A 16,972-nucleotide genomic window follows, 5' to 3' on the forward strand; every position below is an offset into this window, starting at 1 on the left:
ATTCCTTTCTAGATTCTGACTCGTATTGCAGCGAAAAAATAATCGCTGTCTTTGTTCCCTCCGGTCGGCATTTGGGCAATGATGATGGGGCTGTCAAAATAAGACCCCTTGAACCAATGCGCGTATCCAAAGTCGAAATCCAGGTTAGAACTGATTATCCATTGCGCGCGAAGCTCCACGTCTTGTCCGAGTGAAGTGCCGGATTGCCCAGTGGGGTCTCGTAAACCGGATTGGCCGAAGAAATCCTTGCTTTGCGCCAGAAACCAGACGCGATGCTTGACTTCCAAAAACCAGTTTGGTGTGGGCGTGAGGATCACCCGCCACCCCGGTGATTGGAGGTTTGTTCTATAAAAGGGACCCCAGATTCCGGTGCGCATATATTCAAAGTTCCGTGAGCCGAACAGCGTATCGAACGATCCATTCTGGCTGTCGCCTGGTTGGCGATCGCCGCTGGCATAGTCATAGTGAAACAGCAATCTCGGCGTCCAAGGGAAGTCGAATGTATACCCGATGTCGAGGTGGTTCAAAAAAGCAAAATGATTGGTCACTCCCAATGTTCCGACCTGCCAGGTGGTCTCAATTTCATAATCTGGCTCACCGGGCTTGGGATCCTTATACAGGCGCCCTCCGAATGTCGAATAGGTGCGATGGTTGGCCACATTCGCCACGCGCCTATCGTTCAGTCCCAAGTAGTAGGCGTCCATCCGGAACCAGGGGAAATGGTGACCTTCAAAATAAGTTCCCCAAAAGAGCGAATTGCTGTTTTGGTGGTCGAGCTGTTCAGTGTTTCGGATGACCGGTTCCACGACGAATGCCCTGAGCCGCCAGAGCTGCTCCTGACCGATTTGCCAATGGAAGCCGTCAAACGAGTTTGTGGTATTCCGAAAATTGTTCCGCGAGATCAGTCGACGACGGCCGAAATCGCTGGTCCAGCGGCCGAAGTGGAAATCGGTCCGTAACCCGGTCCCCAAGACATTATCCAATTTCAATGCCCCGAACAACTGTAGAGCGTCGAATTCATTCACCGTGGTAGTGTCCCGGAAATTTCCGGGCTCTCCACTAATAAGAAAGGAACGTGAATCCTGACCCTCGAAAAGAAATCGCACTGGCCCGTTTCCGCCCAATCCAAAACGAACTCGAGACCGCAGTGGAATTTGCGCATCCGTCGCTCCGTTCCCGGGGACCTGGATTACTCGCCAGGGGTGACTGACCGACTCAAATCGTGTCCGTTGCTCGAGTCCCAGATCGATCCAGTCGGGGAGGTGTAGCCCGGTTTTGAGGTATCGTCTCCAATCAACTTCTCGACGCACATTGAGAATGGCGTCGGCCGGCTCGATCCAATTTTTCCCTGTTTGTGAAGAAACCGTAAAATATTTCTCAGTTGTGATCCATCCGGTATCGCGCATGAACTTGAACACGGGATCTTCCGTGTTTTTGAATACCCAGGTCCCGTCTTTCTTCTGTATCACGTCACCATGTTCGACAGCCTTCGCCCTTTCTGGTCCTATAAGAAGAGGCACAGTCAGCAAGACACACCAAAAAATCCTCCTCGACATTGATTCTCCTCTTGTTCTGATTCAAGCAGAGCGAGGCAGTTCCAAGTTCCGAGTGCAACGTGTGAATTATGGTGCACGTGCGCAGAGACTTTCAGCATATAGCAAAGTTACGGTATTTGCGGGGGCGCGTGTTCAACCGATAGGCGATGGCGGTCAACTCCCGTTCAGCGGAAGCCAGACAGGCGGGTGCCCTTCGGCAAATACTGACGGAGCGGGGTTGGGTGCATGATGTGGTAAAGTGAAACCGGCCAGATGAAGGGAAGTGGAATATGGTTTATTGGCCTGGGATGAGATGCACAGAGCCGATATTGAAGGCAGCCCACACCTCGCTGCAGATGGTCAGCTCACTCAGTGCGGGCTGCGTGATGAGAGCGGTGAAAAACCTACAGCAGGTGCCTCCCGCGATGCGGGAAGAACAGCATTACTTTCCGACCATCACCTCAGTGGCCTTGATGGCGACGGTCACAGAGTCGTTGACCTTCAAGCCCATGCTCTTGACGGACCCTTCAGTGATGGCAGCGACAAACTCGAGTGTGCCGACCTTGACGGTCACTTCGGCCATCGCTTGTCCTTCTGTGATTCGTGTAACGGTTCCCTGAAATTGATTGCGTGCGCTGAGCTTCATCGTCCGTCCTCCTTATGTAGATAAACAATCCTCATGACTTCTAATCGTAGCGTAACATTGTCCGATGAGAAAAGGATGTAGGTTCGATAAGAATTTGTCGCTAGTCTGTATGGACCACTCGGTTTCATCTGACAAGCACGATTCATTCAGTGCGAGGTCGATCAAATTGAGGAATTGTTCTTTCACGATCATGATTTAGGAGAGAGGCGCCCCGAGTCGCGCTTCTTCCACGTACCCTCGATACAATACTTATACACAGAGGCATAATAACGGGCGTGTTAGCGCGGCGCACTCCTTACCGCCAGGATTCCTCCGTCGGCACGGGCTGCCTGCTACCGATGGTCCGAGGGGATCTGAATGCTGATGGCCCCGGCCAGTTCTCCTACTTGTGCGCCTTCTCGCGGGTAGCCGGAAATGTCAAGGATTCCTTTGGGCTTCCCGTGGCAGACAAGACAATCCTCCGTATAATAGATGGGCATCAGGGTTCTGAGTAGCCGCCCACCATCGACCCACTCCACAATCGGAGCGCTTGAGGCCGGTTCGTCGGCAAGGCGTTTCAGCGCTGTTTCTTCATACGCATCCGGAGCATTTTTCAAATTCCTCGGATCCAGAGCGGTCTGTTTGATCGTCACCTTCGATCGCTTCGAGAATTTCCGCGCGGCCTGACTGCCGAACGAGGCCGGGATAAAATTCTTGTATCCGATCCCACGTTGATTGATCACCAGTTGGGCGTCCGCCACCACCTCTTTGCTCGCGAGGAGCAGCATGCTCAGCAGATCTATGGTCGGAGAAGGCAACGAGGAAGGAGGATGTTTCAGATCAATGTGTGTCTGCTGGAGAAACTCATCGAGCACCAACTGTTGAAAAACCTCAGGAGTGAATCTTTTATCGCCTTTTCGAGGATCGTTGATCAATGGTTGATTCCGCTCGACGATGACACGCCCTGCGTTGAGGAACGTCGCCAGGAGCTCTGCAGCCTGTTCAGCTTCCTTGTGAGAAGCTTGTGCCGAGCCGATCGAAGGCCATAACAAGATCAAGGCCAACGCGAGAAGTAAGAATGCTTTCGAAGGGACGATCATCACCAACTCCGTTTCCTCATAGTCCTTCAGCCGGTTGGCACTGCCCTTGATCATAATGCTGAGGAATTTGCGTGACTTCAAGTGGCAGCCCCTCTGTTGCCGCCCGTCGAGTAGGCGCGTATTCCTCTTCCACCCATTTCCTACGCATCTGCCTCAGCCGACCTGATTCTTCCAGATGAAACAGCAAGTTGTTCAAGAACCATTGTAACCGCCTGTGGTCGTCGCTTGTCACGATGGAGAGATCCTCATGAGTCAGAATCAAGGGGCTGCCGTCGTTTTGTCTCAGGAGCCGCCAATCTTGCCAGACCCGTTTTGTCACATACTCCAGGATGGAATGGTTGGTCAGGATGACATCGATATTCAGGTCCTTCGTTTCCACCGAAGCGGGAAGTGAATCGCAGATGACCATGTGGATGCGCTTGAGATTGGCTTCGGCATACAGATGAGACGATCGGCCTTTCTGAACGGCGACGGTCAATCCGGCAAAGCCTTCCTGGACGGCAGCGAGCGTATTCAATTTTCCGTTCTGCTTGCGAAATTGAGCCCATACACGTTCGACGACTTCGGGCTTCTGGATGATGGCTGCGATACCGTCTTCATGAAAATAAGGAGATGAAAACCACAGGCCCGGCGGATATGCGCCGGGAACGGTTCCGCTGACGGACGAGATGAACAAATCCAGCTGTCCTTCAGTCATTTTGATGAACAGATCGCGAAATCGAGTGAGGTACAGGACTGGAACGATGGGGGTTGCTCCGCCGCAGTACGCCGTCAGCGCGTCGCCGATTTCTCGGATCAGTTCGACATCCAGGCCTGTGACGCGAATGCCTTCGTCCGTATACACGGCAGGAAAGACGAACGGGCGAAACGGCTCGACGGAAATACCGACACGTAACTGCGCACGCGAGCAGATCGATGACAATGCCTCGCGCGTCAGCGGGTGTATGAGCTCAACGGCATCATACAGAAGACCGCATCCTTGCAGGATAACGATCAGCATCATTAGGACGAGCGAAAGGCGGAGCCGTTTTATGATGCAAAAGCTCACGATCCATGCCATTCCATGGTCTCAATATGGCGCGCGGTCGGCAATCATCGCCCTAATATCGAACGCCGATGGTGAAGAACCATTGTTGTGACCAACCGTAGATGCCTTCGAACTCAACCTGGAATTGAGAGTACTGAAGTCCCATGTCGACGGAAAACCCCTGGGCTACAGGAAATCGTACACCGATCTGTCCTCCGTACAGGAAGCCTGGTGTAAGGCCCGCCGACAGGGTTCCACCCAGCATCGGTCCAACATAAGGGACCGCCCGGTGCTCCAGCGGTCCGAAAAGGGCATGCCGCAGGAGGCGATTGATCGGTTTGCTCTTGGGGAAATCCAATATGTCGATGAAATTATTCCAGCGCGGGTTTGCAAACAACGAATGTTGGTTGGTGCTGAAAGTCGGCGTATGGTGGCTGTAATATTGATAGATCCCTCGCAATTCAAGAGGGCCATAGCGAAGAGCCGTGATTCCGGCCTGAAGGGCGAAGACTGTGCGAGTGGGCGCAAAGGTGCGGTCGTTAAATGACACATCGAAACTGAACGGGCGGAGCGGTAGAATGTCCAGAACCGCTTCTTGCCCGGCCGCTTTACATGGCATCACCATGGCAAAGAAGAACAGGGCCACCCCAACATGGAACCCATGGGTCCGCAGCGGACCACCTCCCTCGCACTCTCCTTCATGAAGAGGCTGCCATTCATTCGACGCACGCTGAGCGACTCGAGCACCTTAGTCTTTCACGATCATGACTTCGGTCGCTTTGACTAAGGCAATCGCGGTATCTCCGATGCGGAGCCCGAGTGCGTCCAGCGCATCACGAGTGATCACGGCCGTAATCTTGTGGAAGCCAATGTCGACATCGATCTGTGCCATGATCGCGTCCCGCTTGATCGCCGTCACTCGACCGATGAGCTTATTGCGCCCACTGACATCATCGACGCCTGTGTTTTTTTTGCCCAGCCACCCGTCGAGCAACGATCTCGTAAACCGATATCGTCCCCCGATCTTGGGTGCCTCAATTTTCCCCTCCCAAATATACCGGTAGAAGGTCGGCAATGTCAGCCGAACATATCGTGCCGCTTCCCTAGCCGTGAGGACATTGCCCGTCATCTTTTTTGCCATCGTTGACTCCTATCGTCGAATTGACCATCCAGGAGCAATCTTTTATCAGATCGCTATCAATGGGGCTGACCGGTGATCAATAGAAAGAGGAGGAGAGCCACGATCGCTAGGGTGACTCTCCTCTCATCCGAAGGTGCTAAAACCCCATCGCACCCCTCCGGATGCAAAGGCCCCGCAGTGGGAGGGCATACTCGCTTGCCGGGCCTTTCTGATGTAGTCGTATTGGCCTTCCTACTTCTGTGTCGAAGGCACGCTCTTGATTGTTGGATGTCAATGCCGCATGCATTCCCACTCATTCAGCTCGAGCAGAGCCTCTCCTTGACTGGAAATCAGCTCAATCGCGTGAGGATCGACGACAATACTGACCGGATCCCATGTCCGGGGTGGACGACTTGCCCCGACGATAGGCACTGTGCACTTGAGAGCCCAACTCTCGCCATGAACTTTTGCGGTGATGACATATCCCCGTGAAGATGGTTCGATCAGCACGATTCGACCATACCAGCGATTCAAATGTTGTCTGCTCCGACGGAACAGCCCTGTTTCCAGGCGAACAGCCTCGGCAGGAACCAGGGCGATGACTTGTTGCCCCGCAAAGAAGCAACGTGCATCGTCGATCGGCAGCTTCACGCGGAGATCGGCTCGCCTTCCTACACGAATTCGCACGCAGCTTCGAGTCAGACCGACATGCCGAGAGTGAACCAGCCCCTCAGTCCAGTTGATGACCTGACTGTCCGACCGAGGTCCTTGTCCGGAAGTCGGGCTATTCCCCCAGATGTTTATGGCTATGAAATAGGGGTGTGCCATAGAAAAACTCCATCTATTCCACCAACTCTTCATTCAGCGCGACTGCTTTGATATGGGCGAATACCCGATCGCCAGGTTTTAACCCCAGAGTGACAAGCGATTTTCGAGTGATGGTGGCCACGAGCGGCGCTCCGATATCTAGAAGCACGTCTACTGAGGCCATGTCTATTTCGCGGATCTCTACGATCGTGGCCTTCAGAACGTTCAATACGCTGGTAGGACAATCGATCCGTCCTATGACCAGACTGACATCGCTGGAAAAGATGTGTACACGCATGACCTGCCCGACGACGACAGACTGAAGGGGCACAAATAGGTCATGGCTATTGAATTCCAATCGGGTCAGGCCGTACTCCACGTCATGAGCGGCGACACGGGCATCCAAGATTGCGCCGATCCGGTGCGCTCCAAAATGTCCTCGGAATTTCAGAGAAGTGAGCATCTCATTGAGCGGGCCGATCCCGGCGACCTTTCCCGCTTTCAACAGCACGATACGGTCGGCAAGTTGGAAGATTTCATTGACTGCATGACTGACGTAGATCACCGGAATGCGCAGCTCCTCATGAAGTCGACTGATGAACGGAAGGAGTTCCTGTTTGCGTTGAACATCAAGCGAGGCGAGCGGTTCATCCATTAACAGGAGCTTGGGGCTGGTCAACAACGCTCGACCGATCGCCACTCGCTGTTGTTCGCCCCCAGACAACTTATGAATGCGGCGTTCAAGCAGATGGCCGATGCCCAGAATATCGACCACCTGTTCGATAGCAATGCGGCGTTGCTCTGGAGGAATACGCTTGTACCCATACAGAAGGTTCGCGCGTACATCGTAATGGGGGAACAAGCGAGGCTCCTGAAACACATATCCGATCGGCCGTCTGTGAAGCGGCAGGCACAGACCCCTTTTCTCGTCCTGCCAGACATCGTTGCCGAACTGCATGAACCCGTCGGATGCGCGCTCCAGTCCAGTCAAGCATCGCAACAGCGTTGTCTTTCCAGACCCTGAATGGCCGAAGAGCACGGTGATGCCTGAGGCCGGCACGTCCAGATCGATGCCCAGCTGAAAGGTCGGATAGCGTACATGGAACTGTGCAATCAGTCGGCTCATGATGCATGGATGGGAAATCGTCGGTTGGCGACATAGACGGCCAACAGCACCAGAAACGAAAAGATCAGCATGAAAGCAGAGACGGCATGAGCCTGAGCGTATTCCATCACTTCGACATGTTCGAAGATGGTCGTGGAGAGGACACGCGTTTGTCCCGGGATCGACCCCCCGACCATCAGCACCACCCCGAACTCTCCAATCGTATGGGCAAACCCGAGCACGATCGCGGTGATATAGCCGCGCAGCGCGATCGGGGAGATCACGGTCAGAAAGGCGTCGAGTTTGGAAGCACGGAGCGACCAGGCTGCTTCCAAGGGAGCCTTGCCGGCGGCTTCAAAGGCGCCTTGCAGCGGCTGTATCACGAACGGCATTGAGTAAAAGACCGAGGCGATGACGAGACCGGTGAAGGTGAAGGCGAGCGAGAGATGGGCGATACGGCTGAACGGCCCGTATGGGCCCAGCGCGACGAGGATGTAAAATCCCAAGACGGTAGGTGGAAGCACGATGGGGAGCGCGACCGCGGCCTCCACGATGGGTCTGAACGGGGAACTGGTATGAGCCAGCCACCAGGCGATTGGCGTGCCTACAATCAGCAGAACGATCACGGTCATCGTCGCCAGCCGCAGGCTGACCGACAGGGCGCTCAGATGCATGTCTGTCAATGTGTCCATGCGTCCTCTCTACTTCAACTCATACCCAAAGCGTTCGATAATCGCCTTGGCGGGCGGACTGCCCACGAATTCCAGGAGGGCTTTGGCCCCGGGGTTCTTCTGGCCCTTCGTCAGCAAGATCACGTCCTGGTTGATCGGCTCGTGGAGCGTGGTGGGGACCTCCCACCGACTGCCCTTGTCCTTGAACTTGGCATCCATGACCTGAGACAAGGCCACGAACCCCAACTGCGCATTGCCCGATTCGATGAACCCCATGGTCTGACCAAGATTCTCTCCCATGACAATTTGAGGCTGTAAACTCTCCCAGAGTTCCAGCTTTTGCATCGTCTGCATCGCCGCGACTCCGTACGGCGCCGTTTTGGGATTCGCGATGGCCAGCTTTTTGTACTGTTTGGCCCGGAGCGTCTCTACTCCCTTGATCAGGTCGGCATTCGGACTCCACAGCACGAGCCGGCCGATCGCATAGGTAAAGCGGGTATCCTTGACGCCCAATCCCTCGTCTTCCAACAGTTTGGGCCGCTCCGCATCGGCAGAGAAAAATATGTCGAAGGGCGCGCCGTGCTTGATTTGTGCGTAGAAATTGCCGGAGGACCCTCCCGCCACCTTCAGCTGATGGCCGGTGGCTTTCTCGAACTCAATCGCGAGTTCACGGAACGGCGGAATGAAATTCGCCGCCACCGCCACCAGCACCGGCTCGGCGAAGGCCGGGGTCCCCGCCATCGTCACGAGGATCACCACACACGCTGTAAGAAGCCTCAGTATCATGGCCACTCCTTTCTAGATCCTGATTCGCATTTGAAAATAGAAGTAATCACTATCTTTGTTTCCTCCGGTCGGCATTTCGGCAAGGATCGTGGGACTGTCAAAATAGGATCCCTTGAACCAGTGTACGTAGCCGGCATCAAAGTCCAGATTCTTGTTGACGGCCCACCGGGCGCGCAGTTGCACATCCTGCCCCAGCGAGCTGCCGGAGTTCCCAGTGGGGTCCCGCAAGCCGGACTGGCCGAAGAAATCCTTGCTCTGGGCGAGATACCAGACGCGATGCTTGACTTCCAAAATCCAGCTAGGGTTGGGCGTGATGATCAGCCGCCACCCCGGCGACCAGAGGTTGGCTCTATAAAAAGGACCCCAGATGCTGGTGGGCATATATTCAAAGTTACGTGCGCCAAATAATGTATCGAACGATTCGTCCTGACTATCGCCCGGCTTGCGATCGCCGCTGGCATAGTCGAAGTGGAACAGGAGTCGGGGTGTCCACCGGACGTTGAACATATAGCCGAGATCCAGGTGTTGAAAATAGGCAAAGTGGTCCGTCACGCCTCGGTGACCGAACTGCCAGGTGGTCTCAATTTCATAATCCAGTTCTCCCGGTTTGGGGTTTTTATAGAGGCGACCGCCGAACGTGGAATAGGTGCGATGGTTGGCCACATTCGCCACGCGTATATCGTTCAGTCCCAAGTAGTAGGCGTCCATCTGGAACCAGGGGAAATGCTGGCCCTCGAAGTAGGTCCCCCAAAAGAGCGTATTCTTGTTTTGCTGGTCCATCTGCTCCATGAGTCGGATAACCGGCTCCACGACGAATGCCCTGACCTGCCAGAGCTTCTCCCGACCGATTAGCCAATGGAAGCCATCAAACGAGTTTGAGGTGTTTCGAAAATCGTTTCTGGCAATCATCCGTCGGTTGCCGACATCCATGGTCATCCGTCCAAAATGGAAATCGGTCCGCAGTCCAGTCCCCAGTACATTGTCCAATTTCAATGCTCCAAACAGCTGGAGAATATCGAATTCATTGACCATGGTGGTGTCGCGGAAAGATCCCTCGGCTCCACTAAGAAGAAACGAACGGGAATCGTTACCCTCGAACAGAAATCGCACTGGTCCGTTGCCTCCTAATCCAAAACGAACTCGCGACCGCAGAGGAACTTGTGTATCCGGCGCCCCGTCCCCGGGGACTTGGCTTACTCGCCAGGGGTGATCATACGACTCAATTCTGCTCCGTTGCTCAAGTCCCAGGTCGAGCCAGTCGGGAAGGCGCAGCCCGGTTTTGAGGTATCGATTCCAATCTATGTCCTTCCGGCGATTGAGGACCGCATCGGCCGGCTCAATCCAGTTCTTGCCGGTCTGATCGGAGACGGCAAAATAGCGCTCGTGGCTAATCCATCCCGTATCCCGCATGTACTTGAACACCGGATCTTCCGTGTTCTTGAAAACCCAGGGTCCGCACGGGATTTCGACGGACCGCCCCGAACTGATGATGGGGGCGGTGGGGAGGCACACCTCGTCCTCGACCAGTTCCCCATACTCGACGGCCTTGGCCGTGGTCGTTCCTAAGAACAGGACCGGCACCGTGAGCAAGACCCACCATAGCGATTTCTTCGACATCGATTCTTCCCTTCTTCCGATTGCGACAGCGCCTGTGTTTTCTCACGAATGGTCAGGCGACCCGTAGCACATGGACCCTCCCGGTTTCGCTGGTGTCGTATCCTCCCAAGGCTTCGATCTCGTTTCGAAATGGTCCGCTGACGATAGTCTCAAACAAGTGAGCTAAGGTCGGATGGGATTGTAAGTATGGCTTAGGGACAACCAGGTCGTAGCGCGCGGTTTGGAGTGGAATGAAATCGAGTCCAAAGAGTTGCGCCGCCGAACGAATTCCAATTCCAACGTCAGCCTGGCGCTCCGCGATGACTCGAGCCACCTCAAAATGAGAGGATACGATCCGGTCGTATCCTTGAACGTGAGTCGGCTCTACGCTTGAGGCTCGTAATCGTTGATCGAGCAGCAGCCTTGCACCCGAGCCTTCTTCCCGATTGACCAAGACCACTGAGCGCTCAGCGAGGTCGGCTGTCGTGCGAATGGACAATGGATTGCCTCGGCGAACCATGAATCCCTCTTCCCAGGTCGCGAAGGTCACAACCTCGTAGCCAGATCCCTTCAGTGACCGCCTGAGAAATGGCACGTTTGATTCTCCGCTCGCCGGATCAAAGAGATGCATGCCGGCGACGTGGACCTCGCCACGCTGCAAGGCCTGCAGCGCCGCCATGCTTCCCATCGGCCAGCCGACGACCGTCGTCTGGTCTTTGTGTCGCCGTAAATGCTCACCGGCGAGAAAAATCGCCGGATCGCAGCCGGCCACGGAAATTTCCTGTTGGATCGCTTCCCGATCGCGCGAGAGTTTCACGCGGATAGTTGTCCCGGAGAACCGGTTAGGTGTGTCGGTGACATATCCGTCGGCAGGAACTGCAAAGGAAAGTTGCTCGCCTAAGCCGGCGACAGGTCGCACGATCGTCCGTTTTCCGACGGTCGAAACTTTGACGCGGATCGATTGAGTCTGCGTCTCAGCTTGAGGGAGCCGACCGATGAGGGTGCCTTCAATGATGTCTTCCACCGGAGCGAGACTAAACAGATCCTCGACGCGGCAAGCCAGTACTGAGGCCAACCGAAGGGCAACAGCTGTCGTCGGCAAGTACAGATTCGATTCAATGGAGGAGACGGCTTGTCGCGTAATACCCGCTCGCTTGGCGAGCTCACCCTGAGAGAAGCCCTGCTTGGTGCGAACAGTTTTGAGGTTATTGGAAAACTGAACGGTGTTGTCACGGTGTTTGATCCGCGTCCACATGGCGGAGGTGTATAGCAATGATACTTGCTATATGTCAATTATAATTTACTAGTAACTTACCTATTCTGGCTAAAACATTGGAGTAATATATTGCAAAGATGCCTGTCATAATAAGGAATAAGTTTAATAATTTAATTTGTTGACAAAGTAACTTTAGTTTAAGTATAAAGCGTATACATTAATTATGATCGGAAATATAAAGATTGCTGAGATACAGAAGGTATCACCTCAACAGGGCGCGACTCGCACAAGATGAGTTGAAGGGAATGTCGAGATTGGATCAAGAGACAACGAGCCCGTACTCCGATCAAACGGTCGAGCAGGCAATCCGACTCGCGTTGAAAGGGATGCGTTACGGATCTGTCGAAATCATCGTTCACGACTCCAGAGTGGTGCAGATCGAACGAAAAGAGAAGACGCGCTTTGACGGCACACTTTTGCGCCCGGCTCGATAACCTGGCAATGACGACTTACGGGACTTTCGTGAATGAGACAGGCCATATGACAGTCCAGCCATCCACACAACTGGAAGCCGGGACTGTGGTAGTGGAATTTTTAATCGGTGGATTGACCGGACAACCGGAGATTCGCTTCATGAGAAGGAGTTTCTCAGATGCGGACGTCATGGTTGTTCGGGGGAATCGTGGTATCCACGACCATCACCCTCGGATTGGGGATGCAGGCTAACGCGCAAGAGGCGGGATCGCCCGAGAAGTCCATTGAACAGCGAGTTGAGGAAATGGATCAAGAGATCCGCATTCTGAAGCGGAAGCGTGAACTGGAGCAGGAAGCCGCAGAAAGTGCAAAGAAAACGACACCGATCGTGAAGGCTAGCAGTTCAGGATTCTCATTGGAATCGGCCGATGGGAACAACGTTATTAGATTCCGCGGCCTCATCCAAGTCGATCAACGGCTTATGTTGGAAGGTGCGAGCGATATCCGGAACCGCACCGATCAACGTGCCGGCAACCTCGATGCCAATGGATTTCATGACGCCACTGATTCATGGTACCTACGCCGTGCTCGTCCGATCATCGAAGGTACCTTATTTGGAATATACGATTTCCGCTTCATTCCCGATTTTGGCATGGGCACCGTGAGGATTTTCGATGCCTACATCGATGCCCGCTTCCATCCGGCCTTTAAGATACGCGTAGGCAAATATAAACCCTTTGTCGGATTGGAACGCTTACAAAGCGCCGCTGACATCAAGTTCATTGAAAGGAGTTATGTCACCAATGACCTTCTGCCGAATCGTGATTTGGGCATCACGGTGCATGGCGATCTTTTCAAGGCTCGGTTGAATTATGCGTTTGGCGTGATGAACGGGGTCAACGATGCGGGCAATATCGACACGGGCTTTGAGTTCGATGGACGCCCAGAGTTGCAGGGGCGGCTCTTTGCCGAGCCGTTTGTGAATGACGATTCAGTGTTGAGCGGTCTCGGTATCGGGGCAGCTGCCACATACACCGACTCGAGCGGTGAGAGAAATCTCAACTTTACCGATACGTCTCCGGCAGATGCCACCAGAAATGGCCTGCCCAGCTATCTCTCAGCTAGCCAGAATACGTTCTTTCGCTACAATAGCACGGCGGTAGCGGATGGAAACCGTATACGTGTGTCGCCTCAAGCCTACTATTACATCGGATCTTTGGGAATCATCAGTGAATATGCACAGGTCATCCAAGACGTCAGTCTATCGACCGGTGGTTCTCCTCCGGCGGGTGGAGCCGGTTCCAACACGGTTATCACACCCAATACCGGAAAAACGCTGCACCATCAGGCGTGGCAGGTCGCGGTCTCTTATCTCTTAACCGGTGAACGGGCTTCATTTAGGAGTGTCAAACCCAGACAAAATTTTGATTTCGGGAAAGGATGGGGCGCTTGGGAGGTTGTAGGGCGGTATCACGAAATCGTCCTTGATCCAGACACATTCAAGAATCCGACAGGCACAAGCTACACCGGTGCTTACGCGAATCTTTCGGAAAGCGCACAACGCGCGCGCTCCTGGGAGGTCGGTGTGAATTGGTATCTGAATCAAAATGCGAGAGTCGCACTGAACTATACGCAAACAAGATTTACCGGTGGTGCAGGAGACGGCATTCTCCCGATCAATGCAGCCGGAACCAATGTGCAAGATCGTCCGGAAGAACAAACGTTGTTTACCCGGTTACAGCTTGCATTTTGATGGCCGGAATAGTCGCTGAATCAGAAACGATGGAAAGGAACAGGATATGAAGATTCTCCAGAAGGTGTTCATTGCGCTGAGCGCTGCCTTCCTCCTCATAGGCGCACTTGGTGCGCATGCTGAAGATGTCACGCTCTTAAACGTCTCGTATGATCCAACGCGGGAATTGTACCAGGAGTTCAACGCGGCATTTACGAAGTATTGGCAGAAGGAAAAAGGTCAAACGGTCGTGGTGAAGCAATCGCATGCGGGGTCCAGCAAGCAGGCGCGGGCCGTGATCGATGGCCTCGATGCGGATGTCGTCACGCTGGCCTTGGCCTATGATATCGACGCCATCTCCGAGAAAGCCAAGTTGATTCCTCGCAACTGGCAGAGTCGCCTTCCCCACAACAGCGCTCCCTATACCTCGACGATCGTATTTCTGGTCCGTAAGGGGAATCCGAAAGGCATTAAGGATTGGGACGATCTCGTGAAACCAGGAGTGGCGATTATTCCCGCGAATCCGAAGACCTCGGGAGCGGCCCGCTGGGCCTACTTGTCGGCCTGGGGCTATGCACTGAAGAAATATGGTAACGATGAATCGAAAGCCAAGGATTTTATCGCGAAGTTTTACGCCAATGTGCCGGTGTTCGATTCCGGTGCGCGGGGCGCCACCACCACATTCGTCGAGCGGCGGATCGGGGACGTGTTGGTGGGATGGGAAAACGAGGCGTATCTCGCGCTCAAGGAACTTGGGGGGGGGAAATTCGAGATTGTGACCCCATCGATCAGCATTCTTGCTGAACCGACCGTGGGGCTCGTCGACAAGGTGGCGAAGAAAAGAGGTACCGAAGCCGTAGCACAGGCCTACTTACAGTATCTCTATTCAGATGAAGGCCAAGAGATCGCCGCCAAGCATTTCTACCGTCCTCGTTCCGAGACGGTAGCGGCCAAGTACGCCGGCCAATTTGCTAAGGTGAACTTGTTTACGATCGACGAAGTCTTCGGAGGATGGCAAAAGGCCCAACAGACGCATTTTGCGGACGGCGGCGTGTTCGATGAAATCTACAAGCCGAATTAGGTCGTCTACCGAATGCAAGGTTCGTAAGAGCGCTATGGGAGGCGTTCGATCGATGAGTAATCGAATTGAAAGCATACCGCACATTGGCATCGTTGCTGGGACGGCGGATGGTGCAGCCCTTTGTTACCGGACCTTGTGTCTATTGGCGCGGGCCGCGTTGCGTTATCGGGTGCAGGAAGAGCGGCATTCGGATGGGAAGAACCTCGTCAATCATCGAGTCGTGATAAGCGCCCGGGAAAGAATGGTATGTGCCGACCGAAGCTGATTGTTCGATGGAGACGCGCGTGACGACCAGGGCGATTTGATACGTACGGAAGTCGTCCATCACAACACAAGGACACGAATTTCATGAATCTCAACCTGAAACAACCCAGCGTCCTTCCTGGATTCGGCTTGACTCTGGGATTTGCTCTCTTTTATCTCAGCCTGATCGTCTTGATTCCTCTCAGCGGTCTCTTTGTGAAAACCAGCACCCTGTCGTGGGAACGGTTTTGGGAGATCATCACGACCCCGAGAGCGATCGCCTCCTACCAACTGACATTCGGGGTCTCGATGGTCGGAGCGGTCATCAACGGCTTGTTCGGATCGATCATTGCCTGGGTGTTGGTTCGGTACCACTTCCCTGGACAGTCAGTCGTTGATGCCCTTGTCGACCTTCCCTTTGCCCTGCCCACTGCGGTCGCCGGCATTACGCTGGCTGCGATCTATTCGTCGAATGGATGGATCGGGCAGTATCTCGAACCGCTGGGTATCAAGGTCGCCTTCACACCGCTGGGTGTGCTGGTCGCGTTGACCTTCATTGGATTGCCTTTCGTTGTCCGCACCGTACAACCGGTACTGCAGGATTTGGATAAAGAAGTGGAAGAGGCCGCCACGACGTTGGGGGCCAACCGATGGCAAACGTTTTGGGCGGTGATCGTGCCTGAACTGTGGCCGGCGCTCCTCACCGGAATAGCCATGGCCTTCGCCCGTGCCGTCGGGGAATATGGGTCCGTCATATTCATTGCGGGCAATATGCCGCTGAAATCAGAAATCACCCCGCTCCTCATCATGACCAAATTGGAACAGTATGACTATGCGGGAGCCACTGCGCTCGGTGTGATCATGCTGGTGGCCTCGTTCGTTCTTGCTTTGATGATCAATCTTCTTCAGTGGTGGAGCACGGCTCGCCACATGAATCAATAGGAAGGTATGAACTCTGTCACTATAGCCGCCGATAAGAATGTGCAGTGGAAAGATTCTCTCGCCACGGAAAGCCCTCTCGTCCGTCGGCTGCTTATTACCGCCGCCTTCCTCTACTTAACGCTTTTTTTATTCATCCCGCTCGTCGCCGTCTTCGTTGAAGCGTTGAAAGGAGGTATTTCTGCCTATGTCGGATCCTTTCTCAACGAAGATGCCCTCGCGGCCATTCGTTTAACACTCTTGGTGGCGGCTGTGGCTGTGCCGTTGAATGCCTTGTTCGGGGTGGCCGCAGCTTGGGCCATTGCGAAATTTGATTTCGTCGGCAAACAGATTCTGATTACCCTCATTGATATGCCCTTGGCCGTCTCGCCGATCATCTCTGGTTTAATTTACGTGCTCCTCTTCGGAGCGCAAGGTTGGCTGGGCCCGTGGCTGTCGGAGCATGACATCAAGATCATTTTTGCCTTGCCCGGCATTGTGCTGGCCACGATCTTCGTTACGGTCCCATTTGTCGCGCGCGAGCTGATTCCACTGATGCAATCGCAAGGGCGGGAGGAAGAGGAAGCGGCGATCATGCTTGGGGCTTCGGGTTGGCAGATGTTTGTGCGTGTTACGCTGCCGAATATCAAATGGAGCCTCCTCTATGGGGTCATCTTGTGCAATGCGCGCGCGATGGGAGAATTCGGCGCCGTTTCGGTGGTCTCCGGCCATATCCGAGGACTGACGAATACGATGCCGCTGCATGTCGAAATTTTATACAACGAGTACAACGCCGTGTCGGCATTCGCGGTTGCTTCGCTCCTGACCTTGTTAGCGATCGTGACGCTTTCAGCAAAGGCGCTGATCGAACGGAAAACCGTCTCGGCCAATCAGCACATGACCCGGCGGTAACGGGACGAAAACGTCTATTTCCCA

At 54.2% G+C, this 16,972-nt stretch carries 18 protein-coding genes; 6 read left to right on the top strand and 12 right to left on the bottom strand.

Going from position 1 to position 16,972, the window contains the following annotated elements:
- Nucleotides 1-8: 8 nt before the first annotated feature.
- The 12 genes from P0120_13100 to P0120_13155 all read right to left on the bottom strand — a co-directional run bounded on the left by P0120_13100 (nucleotide 9) and on the right by P0120_13155 (nucleotide 11,627).
- Entirely contained in the window at nucleotides 9-1,556 is a 1,548-nt protein-coding gene (locus tag P0120_13100) for an alginate export family protein (GenBank protein ID MDF0675257.1), read from the bottom strand.
- Nucleotides 1,557-1,977: 421 nt separating this feature from the next.
- Nucleotides 1,978-2,181, bottom strand: a complete 204-nt coding sequence (locus P0120_13105; protein MDF0675258.1) for a TOBE domain-containing protein — start codon at nucleotides 2,179-2,181, stop codon at nucleotides 1,978-1,980.
- A gap of 332 nt (nucleotides 2,182-2,513) precedes the next feature.
- On the bottom strand, nucleotides 2,514-3,314 hold the full coding sequence (locus P0120_13110; protein ID MDF0675259.1) for a DUF3365 domain-containing protein: 801 nt from the start codon (nucleotides 3,312-3,314) through the stop codon (nucleotides 2,514-2,516).
- Entirely contained in the window at nucleotides 3,277-4,320 is a 1,044-nt protein-coding gene (locus tag P0120_13115; GenBank protein ID MDF0675260.1) for a transporter substrate-binding domain-containing protein, read from the bottom strand. Before P0120_13115 ends, P0120_13110 begins: the two co-directional genes overlap by 38 nt.
- A 40-nt stretch (nucleotides 4,321-4,360) precedes the next feature.
- A complete protein-coding gene (locus P0120_13120; GenBank protein MDF0675261.1) occupies nucleotides 4,361-4,933 on the bottom strand; it encodes a hypothetical protein in 573 nt (190 codons plus the stop codon).
- A 102-nt stretch (nucleotides 4,934-5,035) separates the two neighbouring features.
- Nucleotides 5,036-5,428 carry a TOBE domain-containing protein gene (locus P0120_13125; GenBank protein MDF0675262.1) on the bottom strand — a complete coding sequence of 131 codons (393 nt, stop codon included), beginning with the start codon at nucleotides 5,426-5,428 and terminating at the stop codon, nucleotides 5,036-5,038.
- 270 nt (nucleotides 5,429-5,698) lie between these two features.
- Nucleotides 5,699-6,235 carry a hypothetical protein gene (locus P0120_13130; GenBank protein MDF0675263.1) on the bottom strand — a complete coding sequence of 179 codons (537 nt, stop codon included), beginning with the start codon at nucleotides 6,233-6,235 and terminating at the stop codon, nucleotides 5,699-5,701.
- Nucleotides 6,236-6,248: 13 nt separating this feature from the next.
- Nucleotides 6,249-7,340 (bottom strand): molybdenum ABC transporter ATP-binding protein, encoded by a 1,092-nt coding sequence (gene modC, locus P0120_13135; protein ID MDF0675264.1) that lies wholly within the window; start codon nucleotides 7,338-7,340, stop codon nucleotides 6,249-6,251.
- On the bottom strand, nucleotides 7,337-8,011 hold the full coding sequence (modB, locus tag P0120_13140) for a molybdate ABC transporter permease subunit (GenBank protein ID MDF0675265.1): 675 nt from the start codon (nucleotides 8,009-8,011) through the stop codon (nucleotides 7,337-7,339). Before modB ends, modC begins: the two co-directional genes overlap by 4 nt.
- 9 nt (nucleotides 8,012-8,020) lie before the next feature.
- Nucleotides 8,021-8,776, bottom strand: a complete 756-nt coding sequence (gene modA, locus P0120_13145; protein ID MDF0675266.1) for a molybdate ABC transporter substrate-binding protein — start codon at nucleotides 8,774-8,776, stop codon at nucleotides 8,021-8,023.
- A 12-nt stretch (nucleotides 8,777-8,788) separates the two neighbouring features.
- Entirely contained in the window at nucleotides 8,789-10,393 is a 1,605-nt protein-coding gene (locus P0120_13150) for an alginate export family protein (GenBank protein MDF0675267.1), read from the bottom strand.
- 52 nt (nucleotides 10,394-10,445) lie between these two features.
- Entirely contained in the window at nucleotides 10,446-11,627 is a 1,182-nt protein-coding gene (locus P0120_13155) for a substrate-binding domain-containing protein (protein MDF0675268.1), read from the bottom strand.
- Nucleotides 11,628-11,893: 266 nt separating this feature from the next.
- On the opposite strand from P0120_13155, the gene P0120_13160 reads away from it, so the two are divergent.
- From P0120_13160 to cysW, 6 genes are all read left to right on the top strand, one after another.
- Nucleotides 11,894-12,082: a YezD family protein gene (locus P0120_13160; GenBank protein ID MDF0675269.1), complete on the top strand. Its 189-nt coding sequence runs from the start codon at nucleotides 11,894-11,896 to the stop codon at nucleotides 12,080-12,082.
- A gap of 158 nt (nucleotides 12,083-12,240) precedes the next feature.
- Nucleotides 12,241-13,815 carry a porin gene (locus P0120_13165; protein MDF0675270.1) on the top strand — a complete coding sequence of 525 codons (1,575 nt, stop codon included), beginning with the start codon at nucleotides 12,241-12,243 and terminating at the stop codon, nucleotides 13,813-13,815.
- A 46-nt stretch (nucleotides 13,816-13,861) separates the two neighbouring features.
- Complete coding sequence (locus P0120_13170; GenBank protein MDF0675271.1) at nucleotides 13,862-14,875, top strand: sulfate ABC transporter substrate-binding protein; 1,014 nt, start codon at nucleotides 13,862-13,864, stop codon at nucleotides 14,873-14,875.
- 52 nt (nucleotides 14,876-14,927) lie between these two features.
- Entirely contained in the window at nucleotides 14,928-15,140 is a 213-nt protein-coding gene (locus P0120_13175; protein MDF0675272.1) for a hypothetical protein, read from the top strand.
- 83 nt (nucleotides 15,141-15,223) lie between these two features.
- Entirely contained in the window at nucleotides 15,224-16,060 is an 837-nt protein-coding gene (gene cysT / locus P0120_13180) for a sulfate ABC transporter permease subunit CysT (protein MDF0675273.1), read from the top strand.
- Nucleotides 16,061-16,066: 6 nt separating this feature from the next.
- Nucleotides 16,067-16,948: a sulfate ABC transporter permease subunit CysW gene (gene cysW, locus P0120_13185; protein MDF0675274.1), complete on the top strand. Its 882-nt coding sequence runs from the start codon at nucleotides 16,067-16,069 to the stop codon at nucleotides 16,946-16,948.
- Nucleotides 16,949-16,972 lie beyond the last annotated feature (24 nt).

The organism is Nitrospira sp. (genome assembly GCA_029194675.1).
Taxonomy (GTDB): domain Bacteria; phylum Nitrospirota; class Nitrospiria; order Nitrospirales; family Nitrospiraceae; genus Nitrospira_D.